A 16,609-nucleotide genomic window follows, 5' to 3' on the forward strand; every position below is an offset into this window, starting at 1 on the left:
GAGGCGGTGTCCGCAGGACGGGCCTGCGCGGTTCCCCTGGTGAGGAGGGCCGCCCGATGACCGGCTCGTGGGAGGAACTGGTGTCCACCGCGCTGGTGGGCGCCGGCCGCCGCGCCGTTCCGCCCGAGAGCCTGCTGGAGCGGGCCGCCGAGCAGGTGGTCCGGATGCGCGCGGGGCGGCGGCCGGGGAGGGGCACGCCGCCGGCTCCGGCCGCGGAGGAGACGCTGCCGCCCGTGCCCCGTGCCGCCGCGGCCCGGCTGGCCCGGATGCTCGCGGGTGAGCAGAACAGGCTGCTGACCGAGTGGCTGGAGACGGCGGCCGCGCGGCGGGTGCGCGTGCCGGCCGCCACGATCCCCGCGCTGCTCGACCTCGGGGCGCGGGACCGGTCGATCCGCGCGCACCTGGGGGCGGTCACCGGAGCCCGGGGCCGCTGGCTCGCCGGACTCAACTCCGCCTGGGCGTACCTGCTGGAGGAACCGGCGCACGAGCCGCCGGGGGAGGTGTGGGAGCTCGGCACGAGCGGAGACAGACGCGCCTTCCTCGCCGCCACACGCCGGCGCGATCCGGCGGCCGCACGGGAGTTGCTGGAACGCGGCTGGAGCGCGGAGACGCCGGAGGACCGGGCCGTCTTCGTCACGATCCTCGCCGAGGGGCTCGGCATGGCCGACGAGCCGTTCCTTGAGGCGGCGCTCGACGACCGGCGCCGTGAGGTGCGGCAGGCCGCCGCCGACCTCCTCACCCGCCTGCCGCGGTCGCGGCTGGCCCACCGGATGACGGCACGGGCGTCCCGGTTCGTGACGGGGAACGGTCCCGGGATCTCGGCGGAACCGCCGGCGGACTGCGACGGCGAGATGGAGCGCGACGGCGTGCGGGCCCGGCCGCCCGCCGGCATGGAGACACGGGGCTGGTGGCTGCAACAGGTGGTGGCGCACACTCCGCTGTCCTTCTGGCCGGGTCACCTCGGCATGCCGCCGGACGAGATCGCCCGGACGAGGATCGGCGACTGGGAGCGGGAGGTGCGCATGGGCTGGACCCGGGCCGCAATCCTGCAGCGGGACGCGACGTGGGCGCGTGCCCTGTTCGAGGCCGAGCCGCTGACCGACCTGCTGGCCGTGCTCCCGCCCGAGGAGCGATCTCACCGGGCGGCCGAGCTGGTGGCCGGCCACCCGGTGGACGGCCAACTGGTCATGATGCTGGGCGGCGTGCCGCGGCCGTGGGGGTCCCAGCTCGCGAGGGCCGTGCTCAAGAAGATCGTGGAGACCACGCGGACCCAGCCGTGGAACGCCGGAGAGCTGATCCGGCTCGCGGGCGAGCGGTTCGATCCCGCGGCGTACGCCCACGCGGGAGAGGTGCCCGAGCTGGCCGCGACCCTGCGGTTCCGCTTCGACATGCTGAAGGAGCTTTCGTGACCACCGTTCTGCGCCCGCACGCGGAGGAGCAGTTCGCCGACGAGCTGGCGATCCTCGCGAAGACCGACGACCGGCCGCGACCGCCGGGCTGGCGGCTCTCGCCCTGGGCGGTGACGACCTACGTGCTGGGAGACGGCGGTCAGATCACACCGAAGTACATCGGCCCGCGCAGGATCGTCGAGGTCGCGGTCGCGACGCTCGCCACCGACCGGGCGCTGCTGCTGCTCGGCGTGCCGGGCACGGCCAAGACCTGGCTGTCGGAGCACCTCGCCGCGGCGATCTGCGGCGACTCGACGCTGCTCGTGCAGGGCACGGCCGGCACGGCGGAGGAGGCGGTCCGCTACGGGTGGAACTACGCGCGGCTGCTGTCGGAGGGGCCCTCCCGTCTGGCGCTGACGCCGAGCCCGGTCATGCGCGCGATGGCGGACGGACGGCTGGCCCGGGTCGAGGAGCTCACCCGCATGCCGTCCGACGTGCAGGACGCGCTGATCACCGTGCTGTCGGAGAAGACGCTGCCGATCCCGGAGCTGGGGGAGGAGGTGCAGGCGGCCAAGGGCTTCAACGTCATCGCCACCGCCAACGACCGTGACCGCGGGGTCAACGACCTGTCGAGCGCGCTGCGCAGGCGGTTCAACACGGTCGTGCTGCCGGTCCCGGCCAGCTTGGAGGAGGAGGTCGACATCGTGACCCGTCGCGTGGCGCAGCTCGGCCGTTCCCTGGAGCTGCCGGAGACCGTGACCGGGCTGGCGGAGATCCGCCGGGTGGTGACGGTCTTCCGCGAACTGCGCGCGGGGGTGACCGCCGACGGGCGGACCAAGGTCAAGTCACCCACCGGCACGCTCAGCACGGCGGAGGCCATCTCGGTCGTCACCGGCGGGATCGTGCTCGCCGCCCATTTCGGCGACGGCGTGCTGCGCCCGGCCGACGTCGCGGGCGGCATCCTGGGAGCGGTGGTCCAGGACCCGGTGTCCGACCGCGTGGTGTGGCAGGAGTATCTGGAGACCGTCGTCCGCGACCGCGACGAGTGGCGCGACTTCTACCGGGCCTGCCGCGATGCCGGCTGAGACCGCCGCCACCTCGCCCGGCCCGCACGCGACCCCGCGCAAGGGCCAGGGCGAGGACACGAGGGTGAGCCGGGTCGAGGGTCGGGCCGAGGACGCCAACGTGGGCCAGGGCCGGGCCGGGGACACCGGCGGGGGCAGGGCCGAGGGCCGGGGCGGGGACAGCAATGTGGGCGGGGGCGAAGGCCGGGCCGGGGACACCGGTGGGGGCGAGGACACGAGGGTGGGCCGGGGCGGGCCGCGGGTGTGGGTGCTCGGAGTGCGGCATCACGGGCCGGGATCGGCCAGGGCGGTGCGGGACGAGCTGACCAGGATCCGGCCCGATCTCGTGCTGGTCGAGGGCCCGCCCGAGGCCGACGGCCTGGTGGCGCTCGCCGCCGACCCCGGCATGCGCCCGCCCGTCGCGCTCCTGGCGTACGTGCCGGGGCAGCCGTCGCGGGCCGCTTTCTGGCCGTTCGCGGAGTTCTCGCCGGAGTGGCAGGCGATCATCTATGCCACCGGGTCGGGCGCCGAGGTGCGGTTCTGCGACCTGCCCGCCGGCCACAGCCTCGCGCTCGACGCCGACCCCGTACGCCGCGATCCCATCGGCGAGCTGGCCCGCGCGGCGGGGTACGACGACCCGGAGCGGTGGTGGGAGGACCTGGTCGAGCACCGGGGCGAGGCCGGGACGCTCGACGTGGTCGCCGAGGCGATGCGGGCCGTACGCGACGGGCACGTCGCGGAGGGCACGGAGGCCCGGCGCGAGGCGTACATGCGCAGGACGCTGCGGAAGGCGGTGCGTGAGGGCTACGCCCGGATCGCGGTGGTCTGCGGGGCCTGGCACCTGCCCGCGCTGACTCTGCCCGAGTTCACCGCGCCCGAGTTCACCGCGCCCGAGTTCACCGCGCCCGAGTTCACCGCGCCCGAGTTCACTGCGCCCGAGTTCAGTGCGCCCGATCTGGCCCTGTCCCGAGCGACGCCGCCCGCATCGCCGTCCGGGCTGACACCATCCGCGCCGGGCCTGCCGGGACGTCGCGCCGGCGGGTCCGCTCCGCAGGCCGGGACCGGCCCGGCCGCGACAGACGGGCAAGGCCGCCCGCCCTCGGCGGCGGAGGACGAGCGGCTGCTGCGCGGCCTGCCCAGGGTCAGGGTCGAGATGACGTGGGTGCCGTGGACCCACGGACGGCTCGCGGCGGGCGCCGGCTACGGCGCGGGCGTCGCCGCGCCCGGGTGGTACGAGCATCTCTTCACGGCGCCCGGCCATCCGGTGGAGCGCTGGCTCGCCCGCGCGGCCGCCATCCTGCGCGAGGAGGGCCTGCCCGTCTCCTCCGCGCACGTCATCGAGGCCGTACGGCTGGCCGAGGGGCTGGCCGCGCTGCGCGGGAGGCCGCTCGCCGGGCTGTCGGAGGTCACCGAGGCGGTGCGGGCGGTGCTGTGCGGCGGCGACGAGCTGCCCGTCGAGCTGGTCCAGCGGCGGATGGTCGTGGGGGAGCGGCTCGGGCGGGTGCCGGACTCCACGCCGATGGTGCCGCTGCGGCGTGACCTGCGCGACGAGCAGCGGCGGCTGCGCATGAAGCCGGAGGCACTGACCGGGGAGCACGACCTCGACCTGCGCAGGCCGCTCGACCTCGGCCGCAGCCGGCTGCTGCACCGGCTCGCCCTGCTGGACGTGCCCTGGGGAACCCCGCGGCGAGCGCGCGGCAAGGGGACGTTCAAGGAGTCGTGGTCGCTGGAGTGGCGCCCGGAGCTCGACGTGGCCCTCGTCGAGGCCGCCGTCTGGGGGATCACGGTCGAGGCGGCGGCGACGTCCCGCGTCCGCGACCTCGCGGGAGGCGCGGGCCTGCCCGAACTGGCCGCACTGGTCGAACGCTGCCTGCCGGCCCATCTTCCCGGCGCGCTGCCGTACGTGCTGGGGCGGATCGAGGACCGGGCGGCGCTCGACGGAGAGGTGCGCCACCTCATGGGGGCGCTGCCCGCGCTCGTGCGGACCCGCCGGTACGGGGACGTGCGCGGCACCGAGGGCCTCGCGGGCGTCACCGAGTCGATGCTGGCGCGGATCTGCGCCGGGCTGTCCCCCGCTCTGACGGGGCTGGACGAGGACGCCGCCCGCGAGATGGCGGCGCTGGTGGACGGCGTCCACGCGGCGGCCGGGCTGATGGGGAGCGGCCGGTGGCTCACGACGCTGGCCGGGATCGCCCGGCGCGACGACCTGCCGGGGCTGCTCGACGGCCGGATCGTGCGGATCCTGTTCGACGCCGGGGCGCTGGAGGACGACGTGGCCGCCCGCATGGCGCGGTCGATGTCGCCCGGCAACCCCCCGGCCCGGTCCGCGGCCTGGATGGAGGGCTTCCTCTCCGGGGGCGGCCTGCTGCTCGTCCACGACGCGCGCCTGCTCGCCACCGTCGACGCCTGGCTCACCGGCCTGTCCTCCCAGGAATTCGTGGACGTGCTGCCGTTGCTGCGGCGCACGTTCGGCGCCTTCCCGGCGCCGGAGCGGCGGATGATCGGCCGGCGGGTCCGTTCCGGCTCCCCGCCGGGCTCGACATCGGGCTCCGGACCCGGCGACGGCGCGGACTACGACGACGCGCTGGCGGCGGCGGCCGGCCGGACCGTGCGGGAGATCCTGGGCCACGGGATGTCCGGAGCCATGGGCGGGAGGCCCTGATGGGCGGCGAGGAGGAGCGGCTGCGCCGCTGGCGGCTGGTGCTGGGCGGCGCCGCGGAGGGGGCAGCGGAGGGGGGCCTGGAGGGGGTGCTGGAGGGCACGGACGCCCGGATGGACGCCGCACTTACGGCCCTCTACGACGAGCAGGAGCGGCGCGGCGCCGGCCTCGGCGCGTCCGCGCCGCGGGTGGCCCGCTGGCTGGGAGACATCAGGGAACACTTTCCCGCCGGTGTCGTGCAGGTGATGCAGAAGGACGCCATCGAACGGCTCGACCTGACCCGGCTGCTGCTGGAGCCCGAGATGCTGGAGGCGGTCGAGCCCGACGTCCATCTCGTGGGCACCCTGCTGTCGCTGAACCGGCTGATGCCGGAGCGGGCCCGCGAGTCGGCCAGAGCCGTCGTCCGCACGGTCGTGCGGGATCTGGAGGCGCGGCTGACGCGACGCACCCTGGCGGCCGTCAGCGGCGCGCTCGACCGCTCGGCGAGGACACACCGGCCCAGGAGGACGGCCGAGGTCGACTGGGACCGGACGATCCGGGCGAACCTCGGCAACTACCTGCCCGAGCGGAAGACCGTCGTGCCGTCCCGGCTCGTCGGGTACGCCCGCGGGCAGCGCGGTGTCCGGCGGGACGTCGTGCTGGCCGTCGACCAGAGCGGCTCGATGGCCGTCTCGGTGGTGTACGCGGGCGTCTTCGCCGCGGTGCTCGCCTCGATGCGCGCGCTCAGGACCTCGCTCGTGGCCTTCGACACGGCCGTGGTGGACCTCACCGATCAGCTGCGTGACCCGGTCGAGGTGCTGTTCGGCACCCAGCTCGGCGGCGGAACCGACATCAACCGGGCCGTGGCCTACTGCCAGACCCTCGTCACCCGGCCGGCCGACACGATCCTCCTGCTGGTCAGCGACCTGTACGAGGGAGGGCCGAGGGAGGAGATGCTGCGCCGGATCGCCGCCCTGACCGCCGCCGGGGTCCAGGTGATCGTGCTGCTCGCGCTGTCGGACGAGGGGGCGCCGCAGTACGACCGCGAGAACGCGGCGGCGCTGGCCGCGATGGGCGTGCCGGCCTTCGCCTGCACCCCGGACGCCTTCCCCGAGCTGATGGCGGCCGCCATCGAGCGCCGGTCCTACGACCAATGCCGGATAACGCCACCCGGACGATGATTTGTAAGGTCCGTATCATGACTTCGGTAATGTCCGCTCCAACCGTCTTCAGCCAGCGTTACCGCTCCCTGAGCGTCGGGATCGTGGCCCTGGTGATGCTCGTGGCGTTCGAGTATCTGGCGGTTGCCACCGCGATGCCGCTGATCGGCCGGGAGCTGAACGGCTACCGCCTCTACGGCCTCGCGTTCAGCGGCGGCATGGCGGCCAACGTCATCGCCACGGTGGTCGGCGGCCGCTGGAGCGACGCGCGGGGGCCGTTCCCCGCCCTGTGGACGGGGGTCGCGGGGTTCGTCGCCGGGCTGGCGGTGTCGGGGTTCGCGCCCGCCATGGAGGTCTTCCTCGCCGGCCGGTTCCTCCAGGGGCTCGGCGGCGGCCTGTTCAACGTGGCGCTGTACGTCCTCGTCGCCCAGGCCTACCCCTCCGCCATGCACCCGAGGGTGTTCTCGGCGCTGGCCGCGGCGTGGGTGCTGCCATCGGTGGTCGGTCCGGCCGTCACCGGCTTCGTGGCGGAGACCTGGAGCTGGCGCTGGATCTTCCTGGGCGTGGCCGTGCTGTCGGTTCCGGCCGCGCTGGTCATGTGGCGCGGCCTGCCCCCGCCGGCCGGGCAGCCGAGGGAGGCGATGGGCCGGGCCTTCCTGCCCCGGTTCGCCTGGGGCGTGTGCGCCGCCGTCGGCGCGGCCCTGCTGCAGTACGGCAGCGGCGCGGCGGGCGCGGGGGTCCTGCTGGCGGGCGCCGGGCTGGCGGTCCTCGCGCTGGCGCTGCCGAGACTGCTGCCCCGGGGCACGCTGCGCGCCGCCCGGGGCCTGCCCACGGTGATCGCGCTGCGGGGCCTGGCCGCCGGGTCGTTCTTCGCCGCCGAGGTGTTCGTCCCGCTGATGCTGGTCCGGGAGCGGCACCTGAACACGGCCGAGGCCGGTCTCGCGCTCACCGGAGGAGCCCTCGCCTGGTCGCTCGGCTCGTGGATCCAGGGGCGCAGGCCCCACGCGCGGGCGCTGACCATCCGGCTCGGCGCGACGCTGATCGCCGCCGGCATCTGCGTCACCACCCTCGTCGTCGTCCCCGCCACTCCGGTCGTCGTGGCGTTCGCGGGCTGGCTGGTGGCGGGCCTGGGCATCGGCATGGTCTTCCCGACGCTGTCGGTGCTGGTGCTGGAGCTGTCCGCGCCGGGGGAGGAGGGCCGCAACAGCGCCTCGCTGAGCATCGGCGAGTCGGTCTTCGCGGTCGTCGCCGTCGCGGTCACCGGCGCCCTGTTCGCGGCGTACGGGGGCAGGTCGTGGGTCTACGTGACGTGCCTCGGCCTGCTGGTCGTGATGGCCGGTACGGCCGCGGTCGTCGGCGGCCGGTTCGAGCACCGCCGCGAACCGGGCACCATGGAGGTCTAGGGACTCCCGGAAATCCCGCCGTGGAGCAGGCCGGGCCGGCCGCCCGGGGCATGACGCCACGGAACGGCCGCCGGCGGGGATACGGGGAAGAAACGAGGGGATCCGAGTGCCGCGTATCCGGGAGCTGGAGGTCTTCAGGATGACCCTGCCGTACGGCAGGCGTCCGGAGACCGTCCTGGTGAAGATCACGGACTACGGCGGCATGGTCGGCTGGGGCGAGGCCGTCGATCCGGCCGCGGCCGGGCCGCTGGAGCGGGCTCTGCCCGCGCTCGTCGGTCTCGACTGGGAACACCCCTCGGAGCTGGGGGACAATCCGGGCGGCGCGGCCGGAGACATGGCCTGCTGGGACTTGTGGGGCCGCATGAACGGCGTCCCGCTCGCCCACGCCCTCGGCGGCACCCGCACGTCCCTGATCGCGACGGTCAGGCTGGCGGCGGACCGCTCGCTGGAGAGCATGGTCGCCCGGGTGAACCGGCACGTCTGCGCGGGCTACGGGCACGTGACGCTGGACGTCCACCCCGGCTGGGACGTCGAGCCGCTGCGGGCCGTGCGCGCCGCCTACCCGGGCCTGGCCATCGCGGTGGACGGGCGCGGCGCCTACACCGAGATCACCCAGCTGGAGGCGCTGGACGCCTATGGGGTGGTGGCCATCGAGCGCCCCTTCAAGGACCTCCTGACCAGCGCCGACCTGCAGGACCGGGTGTCGGCCGCGGTCGCGGTCGAGGTGGCCTCCGTGGCCGAGTTGGACGAGGCGACGCGCCTCGGCGCGGGCCGGGCGCTGCTGCTGCGGCCCGCCAGGTTCGGCTCACTCGGCGCGGTGCGGCGCGCGCACGACCACGCGGCGGAGGCGGGGTGGGGCATCGTCTGCGCCGGGGGCCTCGGCGCGGGCCTGGCCCGGGCCGCGACGGTCGCCGTCGCCAGCCTGCCCGGCTGTACCCTGCCCAGCGACGTGGCCGAGCCGCCGCGCAGCGCTCAGGTGGTGCTCCCGCCGGTCGGCGCGTCCGGCGGGGTCGTCGCCGTGCCGCTCACCCAGCCCGGTCTCGGCCACACCGTCGACGAGGACCGCGTACGCCGCCTCGCCCGCGAGTCGTTCCGCGTCTGATCCACCCGGCGTCACGCCGGCCACCCGCCTTCGTCGCGCCCCGGACGGACGAGCCACGCCGGTCCCCGGCGAGGTCACGATCTTTCAGCGTGCCGTCGCCGTGCCCGGCGCCCCGCAGCCGTCCTCGATCGGGCTCGGCGTCCCCGGCGACGGCAGCACGGTCGGCACCGGCGCGGGGGAGGGAGAGTGGCGATGCCGGAGCCGCCGCGGACCGGCCGGGAAGCCGTTCGACGGGGTCGCGGGAGGAGAGGTCTGGGCGTGCAGAGAGTCACGGATCGCCCGCGCCGTGAGCAGCCGGATCCGGTCCCAGTCGGGGTAGGCGGTGTTGACCAGCGGTGGCACGAACTGGAGGCTGGTCACCCCGGCGTGCTTGACCTTCCAGGCCAGCGGCACCAGGTGTTCCAGCATCGGCCTCGGCACGTCGGTGCTGAGGATCCTGCGGGTGGCCGCCGCGATCTGGGTGAACCGCGTCAGCACGGTCGCCGGGTCGGCCTGGCCGAGCAGCGCGCCGAGCAGGCATCGCTGACGGTGCATCCGGTCGAAGTCGTCGCTCAGGGTGCGGGAACGGGCGTACCACAGCGCCTCGGTGCCGTCCAGGCGGCGGGTCCCGGCCCTGACCACCCCCTCGTCGTACCGGCCGTACACGATGTCGCGGTCCACGGTGAGCACGACCCCGCCGAGAGCGTCGATCATCTTCGCCAGGCCCCAGATGTTGACCAGCGCGTACCAGTCGATCCGCAGGCCGAGGATGTAGCCGACCGTCTCCTTGAGGACCTGCGCGCCCATGTGCCGGTGGCCGCCGAACAGTTCGGGGTGGTCGTCGGCGTACTGCCACACCGAGAACAGCAGGTCCTCCCGCCATCCGGGCCGATACTCCGGAAGCCGGAACCCGAAGGGGAACCGGACGGCCATCGGGCTGCCCGGAGGGAACCGCACGTGCTCCAGGTTGCGGGGCAGGCCGAGCAGCACGGCGCGGCCCGTGCGGACGTCGACGCTGGCGACGTTGATGCTGTCGGTGCGCATCCCGATCCGGTCGGCGCCCCAGTCGCCGCCGAGCAGCAGCACGTTGACCCGGTCCCGGCCCGCCCACGGATCCTCGGGCCCCGCCCCGGCGGCGCCCGCCGGTCCGCCCCCGCCGGGCGTGGTGAAGATCGCGTCGAGCGTCCGCTCGGACAGGGAGACGTACCGGGCGGCGACCGCGAACGGTACCGCGACGGCGACCGCGAGCACGCCCGCGACCAGCCCGGTGAGGATCTGCCCCGAGCGCGGCAGCGCCGCGGGACGCAGGACGGCGTACGAACGGACGACCAGCCAGAACCAGGCGACGGAGCAGGCCACGAAGACCAGGGAGATCTGGCTCAGCCACCCCAGCGCCCGTCCCGCGAGGCCCGCGTCGGCCCCCGCGGCGACGCCCACGACGCAGACGACCGTGGTCAGGTAGGCGCCGAGGAGGGTCAGCCCCGTGCGGCGGCGGCCCGCGCGCAGGTGCGCCGCGCCCGGCAGCACCGCCGACAGCGCCACCCAGGCGATGAGCGCGACGGCTCTGCGCGCCGGCCCGGAGCGACGCGTCGCCGGCGCGGCGCCCTTCCGGCGTGCCAGACCAGGGGTGACCACGGCTCAATTGAAGCGACACGGACCGCGGAAAACCCGTGACCGCCACGAGCCGGAACAGTCCTTGCCGGATTTTGACCGGGGCGCGGCCCTACCAGGGGAAGGCGAACAGGCCGTAGTAGGCCGCGGTCAGGAGCAGCAGGGCCGTTCCGCCGAGCACGCCCGCGAGCACGCTCTTCTGCCAGGGCGTCGGCTCCCAGCCGTCCCGCAGGCCGCCGGCGACCGCGGCGAACGTCGCCACCGTCTGCGCCAGCATCGCGACGGCGAGCAGCCGTACGACCAGCCACCCGGCCTGTACGGCGGGCCAGGCGCCGGCCTGGTTCACCGAGAACAGCACGATCAGCGTGATGAAGGCCATGACCGCGGCGAGTTCGCCGAGCCCGATCCAGGCCATCCGCCGCAGCCGCCGCCGGATGGCCGGCCACCGCTGCACGTTGGCCTGGAACCGCAGGTCGCGTCCGCGCAGCCGGACGACCATCTCGGTGACCGGGGCCGCGACGTATCCCACCGCGGCCAGGCAGAGCGTCAGCCACAGGATCGTGCTGTCCCCCCACCACGGCGCGGCCGGCACGTCGGCCGCCTCGAAGCGCTGCACCGGCGTCGCGCCCGCGATGGGCACCGAGGGTCTCGCCGTACGCGGCAGGTCCCTGATCCAGTTCGCGAGCGTGGGCAGGTAGTCCGCCGCGAACGCCCCTCCGTTGACCCGCATGGCGTGGTCGGCCCCGGCGAGGAAGCGGATGGTGTAGCCGGTGTCGCCGCTCTGCCGCAGCGCCCGGGTGAGGGCCTGGGTGCTCTCCACGAAGGGGATCGACGGGTCGTCGGTGCCGTACAGCGCGAGCACCGGCTGGGTGATCCCGCGCAGGGCGGGCGCCCCGTCGTAGCGCAGGAAGTCGAAGCCGACGCCGCCCATGACCCTGGTCAGCAGGTCGCGTACGCCGGTCGGGGCGTGCAGGCGCAGCAGTTGCTCGTTGAGCGCCCAGGCGACCTGGCGCAGCGGCGAGACGTTCGGCGAGGAGACGAGGACCACGAACGCCGCCCGGGGGTCGCGGGCGGCGGCGATCGGGACGACCCAGCCGCCCTCGCTCACTCCCCACAGGCCCGCGCGCGCCGGGTCGACGTCCGGCCGCTGGCGCAGCACCCGCAGCATGCGCAGGGCGTCGTCGGCGAGCAGCCCGAAGTCGCGGCTGCGGAAGGAGTAGCCGACGGTCCGCTTGTCGTAGGCGAGCGTCACGACGCCCGCCCTCGCCAGCCACTCGGCCTGCTGGGTGAACTCCCCGCCGTCGCCAGAGCCCGAGCCCTGCACGAACACGAACGCGGGGTGGCGTCCGGGCGACAACGGCGCCCTGATCGTCGCCCGCAGCGTCTCGTTCCTCGCCGGCACGAGCAGTTTCTCGGTGCGGAACGGCCCGCCGCCGAAACCCGCTCCGGCGATCGGCCGCACTTCGGCGGCCGGCTGCGCGGGGATGTCCCGGAACTGGGGCGAGGCGCGAAGCGGCGGCGGGTCGAAGGCCGGCGGGGAGAGCACGTGGCCGATGGTCGCGAGCATCACCATCAGCACACCGGCGATCACTCCGAGAGTGCCCCGGCCGATGTTCATGAGGCGCTCCCCCATGCGTGCTCGTATCCCGAACCCAGGCTAAGTCATTACTCGCTCTTCACGCGGTGCACGGATGTGACGATTGATGCGTCGTTTGTCGGCGGGACCTGTTAGCTTCCTGCGACATGCGTGTCCTGCACACCTCCGACTGGCATCTCGGCCGCTCGTTCCACCGGGAGAGCCTGCTCGGCGCGCAGGCCGCGTTCGTCGACCACCTCGTCGAGACCGTCCGCGCGGAGCGGGTCGACGTCGTGCTGGTCTCCGGCGACGTCTACGACCGCGCGCTGCCCCCCGTGGACGCGGTCGCGCTGTGCAACGAGGCGCTCGCCAGGCTCAAGGCGCTGGGCGCGCACACGGTGCTGATCAGCGGCAACCACGACTCCGCCGTACGGCTGGGCTTCGGCGCCGATCTGATGGAGCGCGTGCACCTGCGCACCGACCCCGCCCGGGCCTGGGACCCGGTCACGATCGGCGACGTCGCGTTCTTCGGCATCCCCTACCTGGAGCCCGAACTCGTCCGGGGGCCGTGGGAGCTGGCCGAGCGCAGTCACACCGCCGCGCTCTCGTACGCCATGGAGCGCGTCCGCGCGCACCCGGCCGCGCGCAGGGTGGTGCTCGCGCACGCGTTCGTCACCGGAGGGGAGGCGAGCGACAGCGAGCGGGACATCAGCGTCGGCGGGGTCTCCCACGTGCCGCTGAGCGCCTTCGACGGCGCCGACTACGTCGCCCTCGGCCACCTGCACGGGCGCCAGGTGATGAGCGAGACGGTCCGCTACAGCGGCTCCCCGATCGCCTACTCCTTCTCCGAGGCCGGCCACCTGAAGGGCTCCTGGCTCGCCGACCTGGACGGCGGGCGGACGGAGTTCGTCCCGGCCCCGGTGCCGCGCCCGGTCGCCAGGCTGCGGGGCCGCATCGACGACCTGCTGACCGACGCCCGCCTCGCCCGGCACGAGGACCACTGGCTGCAGGTGACGCTGACCGACCCGGTGCGCCCGCGCGAGGCGATGGAACGCCTGCGCGGGCGCTTCCCGCACACGCTCGCGCTCGCCTTCGAACCGGACGGCGCGGCCGGGAGCGCTCCGCAGGCGCCGAGGATCGCCGGGAGGGCCGAGATCGAGGTGGCGCTCGACTTCGTCCGCGAGGTGCGCGGGGAGCAGGCCGACGACGACGAACGGCGGCTGCTGGAGGAGGCGGTCGAGGCGTGCCGCATCAGGGAGAGCGCGTGAGCGGCCGGCCCGTGCCGGGTGAGGAGGTCCGGTGAGGCTGCATCGGCTGAGCCTGGTCGCGTTCGGGTCCTTCCCGGGGACGGAGGAGGTCGACTTCGACGCGCTCGGCGAGGCGGGCCTGTTCCTGATCCACGGGCCGACCGGCGCGGGCAAGACGACGGTGCTCGACGCCGTCTGCTACGCCCTGTACGGGCGGGTGCCCGGCCAGCGGGAGAGCGCCCGCAGCCTGCGCTGCGACCACGCGCCGCCCACCCGGGGGCCGTCGGTGACGCTGGAGGCGACGATCCGGGGCAGGCGTCTGCGGGTCACCCGTTCCCCGGCGTGGATGCGGCCGAAGCTCAGGGGCTCGGGTCTGGTCGAGGAGAAGGCCAAGGCCCTGGTCGAGGAGCTGACCGAGCCCGGCGGGCGGTGGGTCGCGCGCAGCACCCGCAGCGACGAGGCCGGCGACTTCATCGGCACGCTCACGGGGATGAACGCCGCCCAGTTCTGCCAGGTGGCGCTGCTGCCGCAGGGCGACTTCGCGAAGTTCCTGCGCGCCGGGGGCGAGGAGCGGCGCGAACTGCTGGAGCGGCTCTTCTCCGTCCGGGTGTTCGGCGAGGTGGAGCGGTGGCTGGCCGACCACCGCACGCGGTCCGGGCGGGAGGCGCAGGAGCTGGCCCAGCGGGTCCACTCGGTGCTGGACCGCATGCGCGGCGCGGCGGGAGACCTCGCGCTGCCCGAGGACGCGGACAGACCGGAGAACTGGTCGGGTGAGGTGCTGAGCCTCGCCGAGGGCGCGCTCGCCCACGCGGTGACCGCCTGCACGGCGAGCCAGGCCGGCCTGTCGTCGGCCCGGAGCAGGCTGGAGGACGGCCGGGCCCTCGCCGACCGGCAGCGCAGGCACGCCGCCGCCCTGGCCCGGCGCCAGGAGCTCGACGCGGCGGCGGACGAGCGATCCGACCTCGAGGCGATGCTCGACGAGGCGGCGCGCGCCGACCGGGTGCTGCCGCTCGTCCGCCAGGCCGAGCAGCGCGCGGAGGCCGTGGCCAAGGCCCGCCGGGTGGCCGCCGACGCCATGCTCCGCGCGTTCCCCGGCGCTCCGGACGGCCCGGTGTGGCCGGACCCGGAGCGGCTGGCCGTGCTGGAGCGGGAGCGGCGCGACGAGATCGCCCGGGTGCGCCAGATCCTCCCGGAGGAGGAGCGCCTGCGGGAGGTGCGGGACGAGCGGGCGGGCGCTGATCGCGCGCTGGCGGCGCTCTCCGAGGAGGAGGCCCGCCTGGCCGGGCGGCTCGCCGCGCTGCCCGGGGAGCGTCTCGGCGTAGAGGAGCGGCTCGCGGGGGCACGCCGGGCGGCGGCGAGCCTTCCGGGCCTGACCGCCGCCAGGGACGCCGCGCTGCGGCTGCGTGCGGTCACGGGGGAGGCCGCGCTGCTCGACGCCGAGCTGACCCGGCTCTCGGGTGACGAGGCGCGGGCGCGGGCCGACCAGCAGGAGCTGCCCGCGGCCCTGGCCGGCGCCGGGGAACGGCTCCGGGACCTGCGCGACATGGCCGCGCGGATTCCCGCGCTGGAGGCCGCCGCCCGGACGGCGGAGGAGCGGCTCGGCAGCGCGCGGCTCCGCGACACGCTGACCGCCGAGCTGGAGGCGGCCGAGCGGGACCGCCGCGCGGCGGTCGACCTGGCCCAGGAGAGCCGGGACCGTCTCCAGGAGGTGCGGCAGGACCGCATCGACGGAATGGCCGCCGAGCTGGCGGCCGGGCTGGTGGACGGGCTGCCCTGCGCCGTGTGCGGCGCGACCGGGCATCCCCGCCCGGCCGAGCCCGCCGTACGGGCCGCCACGGCCGAGGACGAGCGGGCGGCGCAGGACGCGTTCGACGCGGCCCAGCGCGCCCGTGAGGCGGCGGAGGCGAACGTCGCGGGGCTCTCCTCGCGCCTCGCCGACGCGGAGTCCCGCGCCGGGGACCTGTCCCAGGAGGCCGCGGGAAGCGCCCTGGACGAAGCCCGGGACGAGCTGTCGCGGCTGCGGTCGGCCGCGTCCGCGGTCGACGCGGCCGAGGCGGAGGCCGGACGGCTCGCCGCCGCCCTGGAGGACGCCCGCGAGCGGGCCGTGGAGCTGGCCGGGCTGCTGACCGAGACCAGGACCAGGCGGGACGCCCTGCTCGCCGAGGGGGAGCGCCTCGCCGCGGGACTGGAGGGCGACCTCGCGGACGTGGAGGCCCGGCTCGGCCGGGCGCGGTCGGAGGCGGAGGCGGAGGAGGAGCTCGCCGCCCGCGCCGCCCGGCTCACGGCCGAGCTGGAGGAGCTGGGCGCGCTGGCCGCGCGGACCGGGGCGGAGCTGGCCGAGGCCCGCGCCCAACGGGACATGCTGGAGACCGGCGAACGCCGGCTGGCCGAGGTGATCGACGCCGCGCGGGGCGCGGACCCCTCGCTCGCCGCCCGGATCGACCGCCTCTCCGAGGAGGCCGGCCTGCTGCGTGAGGCGGCCGACGCGGCGCGTACGGCTGCGGAGGCCGGGCGCGAGAGCGAGGCCGCGCGCGCCGCGGCGGCCCGCGCCGCGTCGGGGGAGGGGTTCGCGAGCGTGGAGCACGCCGCCGCCGCGGTCCGCACCCTGGAGGACCGGGAGGCGATGACCGAGCGGCTGGGACTGCTGGACGCCGAACGCGCCACGGTGGAGGGGCTGCTGGCCGATCCCGAGCTGGTCGCGGCCGCCGCCGAGCCGCCCGCCGGCCTGGCGGAGCTGAGCGCCGCGCACGATGCGGCCGAGCGCGAGCACGGTCTGCGCACCTCGGCCCGTGACCGCGCGCGGAGCAGGCTCGACCAGCTCACCGCGCTCGCCGGTGAGCTGGACGCCGCGGTGCGCGCCCACCGGCCGGCCGAGGAGCGGCACCGCCTGGCCCGGCGCCTCGCCGAACTCGCCAACGGCACCTCAGGTGACAACCGATGGCACATGCGGCTGTCGGCGTACGTGCTCGGCGAGCGGCTGCGGCAGGTCGTGGACGCGGCCAACGAGCGCCTCGACCACATGTCGGGCGGGCGCTACCTGCTGCGGCACGACCTGAACCGGACCGCGGGCGACCGGGGCCGGTCGGGCGGCGGGCTGGGCCTGCGGGTGCTCGACGCCTGGACCGGGGTGGAGCGCGACCCGGCCACCCTGTCCGGCGGCGAGAGCTTCATCACCTCCCTCGCCCTGGCGCTGGGCCTGGCCGACGTGGTGACGGCGGAGGCGGGCGGCGCGGAGATCGGCACCCTCTTCGTGGACGAGGGCTTCGGCACGCTCGACGAGGACACGCTCGACGACGTGCTCGACATCCTCGACGGGCTGCGGGAGGGCGGCCGGGCGGTCGGCGTCGTCAGCCACGTCGCGGAGCTGCGCGTGCGCATCCCCGCCCAGCTCCGCGTGCTGAAGAACCGCGGCGGCTCCACCCTGTCGCACGCCTGACGCGG

Annotated in this window: 10 protein-coding genes; 8 read left to right on the forward strand and 2 right to left on the reverse strand. The window is 75.6% G+C overall.

The features are described from left to right. Positions 1 to 56 precede the first annotated feature (56 nt). From FED44_RS06360 to FED44_RS06390, 6 genes are all read left to right on the forward strand, one after another. Positions 57 to 1,409, forward strand: coding sequence for a DUF5691 domain-containing protein (locus tag FED44_RS06360; protein ID WP_138460051.1), 1,353 nt, complete (start codon positions 57 to 59; stop codon positions 1,407 to 1,409). Then, positions 1,406 to 2,473, forward strand: a complete 1,068-nt coding sequence (locus FED44_RS06365; RefSeq protein WP_117408997.1) for an ATP-binding protein — start codon at positions 1,406 to 1,408, stop codon at positions 2,471 to 2,473. The genes FED44_RS06360 and FED44_RS06365 overlap by 4 nt, the downstream gene beginning before the upstream one ends. Then, a complete protein-coding gene (locus FED44_RS37125) occupies positions 2,463 to 5,114 on the forward strand; it encodes a DUF5682 family protein (protein ID WP_222867895.1) in 2,652 nt (883 codons plus the stop codon). The genes FED44_RS06365 and FED44_RS37125 overlap by 11 nt, the downstream gene beginning before the upstream one ends. Next, positions 5,114 to 6,271 carry a VWA domain-containing protein gene (locus FED44_RS06380; protein WP_138460052.1) on the forward strand — a complete coding sequence of 386 codons (1,158 nt, stop codon included), beginning with the start codon at positions 5,114 to 5,116 and terminating at the stop codon, positions 6,269 to 6,271. Before FED44_RS37125 ends, FED44_RS06380 begins: the two co-directional genes overlap by 1 nt. A gap of 29 nt (positions 6,272 to 6,300) precedes the next feature. Continuing rightward, positions 6,301 to 7,653: an MFS transporter gene (locus FED44_RS06385; protein WP_244301755.1), complete on the forward strand. Its 1,353-nt coding sequence runs from the start codon at positions 6,301 to 6,303 to the stop codon at positions 7,651 to 7,653. Positions 7,654 to 7,759: 106 nt separating this feature from the next. Further along, complete coding sequence (locus FED44_RS06390; protein ID WP_138460053.1) at positions 7,760 to 8,755, forward strand: enolase C-terminal domain-like protein; 996 nt, start codon at positions 7,760 to 7,762, stop codon at positions 8,753 to 8,755. A gap of 84 nt (positions 8,756 to 8,839) precedes the next feature. Here the strand turns inward: FED44_RS06390 and FED44_RS06395 are convergent, their stop codons facing one another. Continuing rightward, entirely contained in the window at positions 8,840 to 10,369 is a 1,530-nt protein-coding gene (locus tag FED44_RS06395) for an LCP family protein (RefSeq protein ID WP_138460054.1), read from the reverse strand. Positions 10,370 to 10,457: 88 nt separating this feature from the next. Further along, the gene (locus FED44_RS06400) at positions 10,458 to 11,963 is read right to left on the reverse strand and encodes an alpha/beta hydrolase family protein (RefSeq protein ID WP_138460055.1); all 1,506 of its coding nucleotides are present in this window, start codon (positions 11,961 to 11,963) and stop codon (positions 10,458 to 10,460) included. Positions 11,964 to 12,088: 125 nt separating this feature from the next. Here FED44_RS06400 and FED44_RS06405 point away from each other — a divergent pair, with 125 nt between their 5' ends. Further along, positions 12,089 to 13,189 (forward strand): exonuclease SbcCD subunit D, encoded by a 1,101-nt coding sequence (locus tag FED44_RS06405; RefSeq protein ID WP_117409790.1) that lies wholly within the window; start codon positions 12,089 to 12,091, stop codon positions 13,187 to 13,189. 31 nt (positions 13,190 to 13,220) lie between these two features. Next, the gene (locus tag FED44_RS06410) at positions 13,221 to 16,604 is read left to right on the forward strand and encodes an AAA family ATPase (protein ID WP_138460056.1); all 3,384 of its coding nucleotides are present in this window, start codon (positions 13,221 to 13,223) and stop codon (positions 16,602 to 16,604) included. Positions 16,605 to 16,609 lie beyond the last annotated feature (5 nt).

It is taken from the genome of Microbispora triticiradicis, assembly GCF_005864065.1.
GTDB lineage: Bacteria > Actinomycetota > Actinomycetes > Streptosporangiales > Streptosporangiaceae > Microbispora > Microbispora triticiradicis.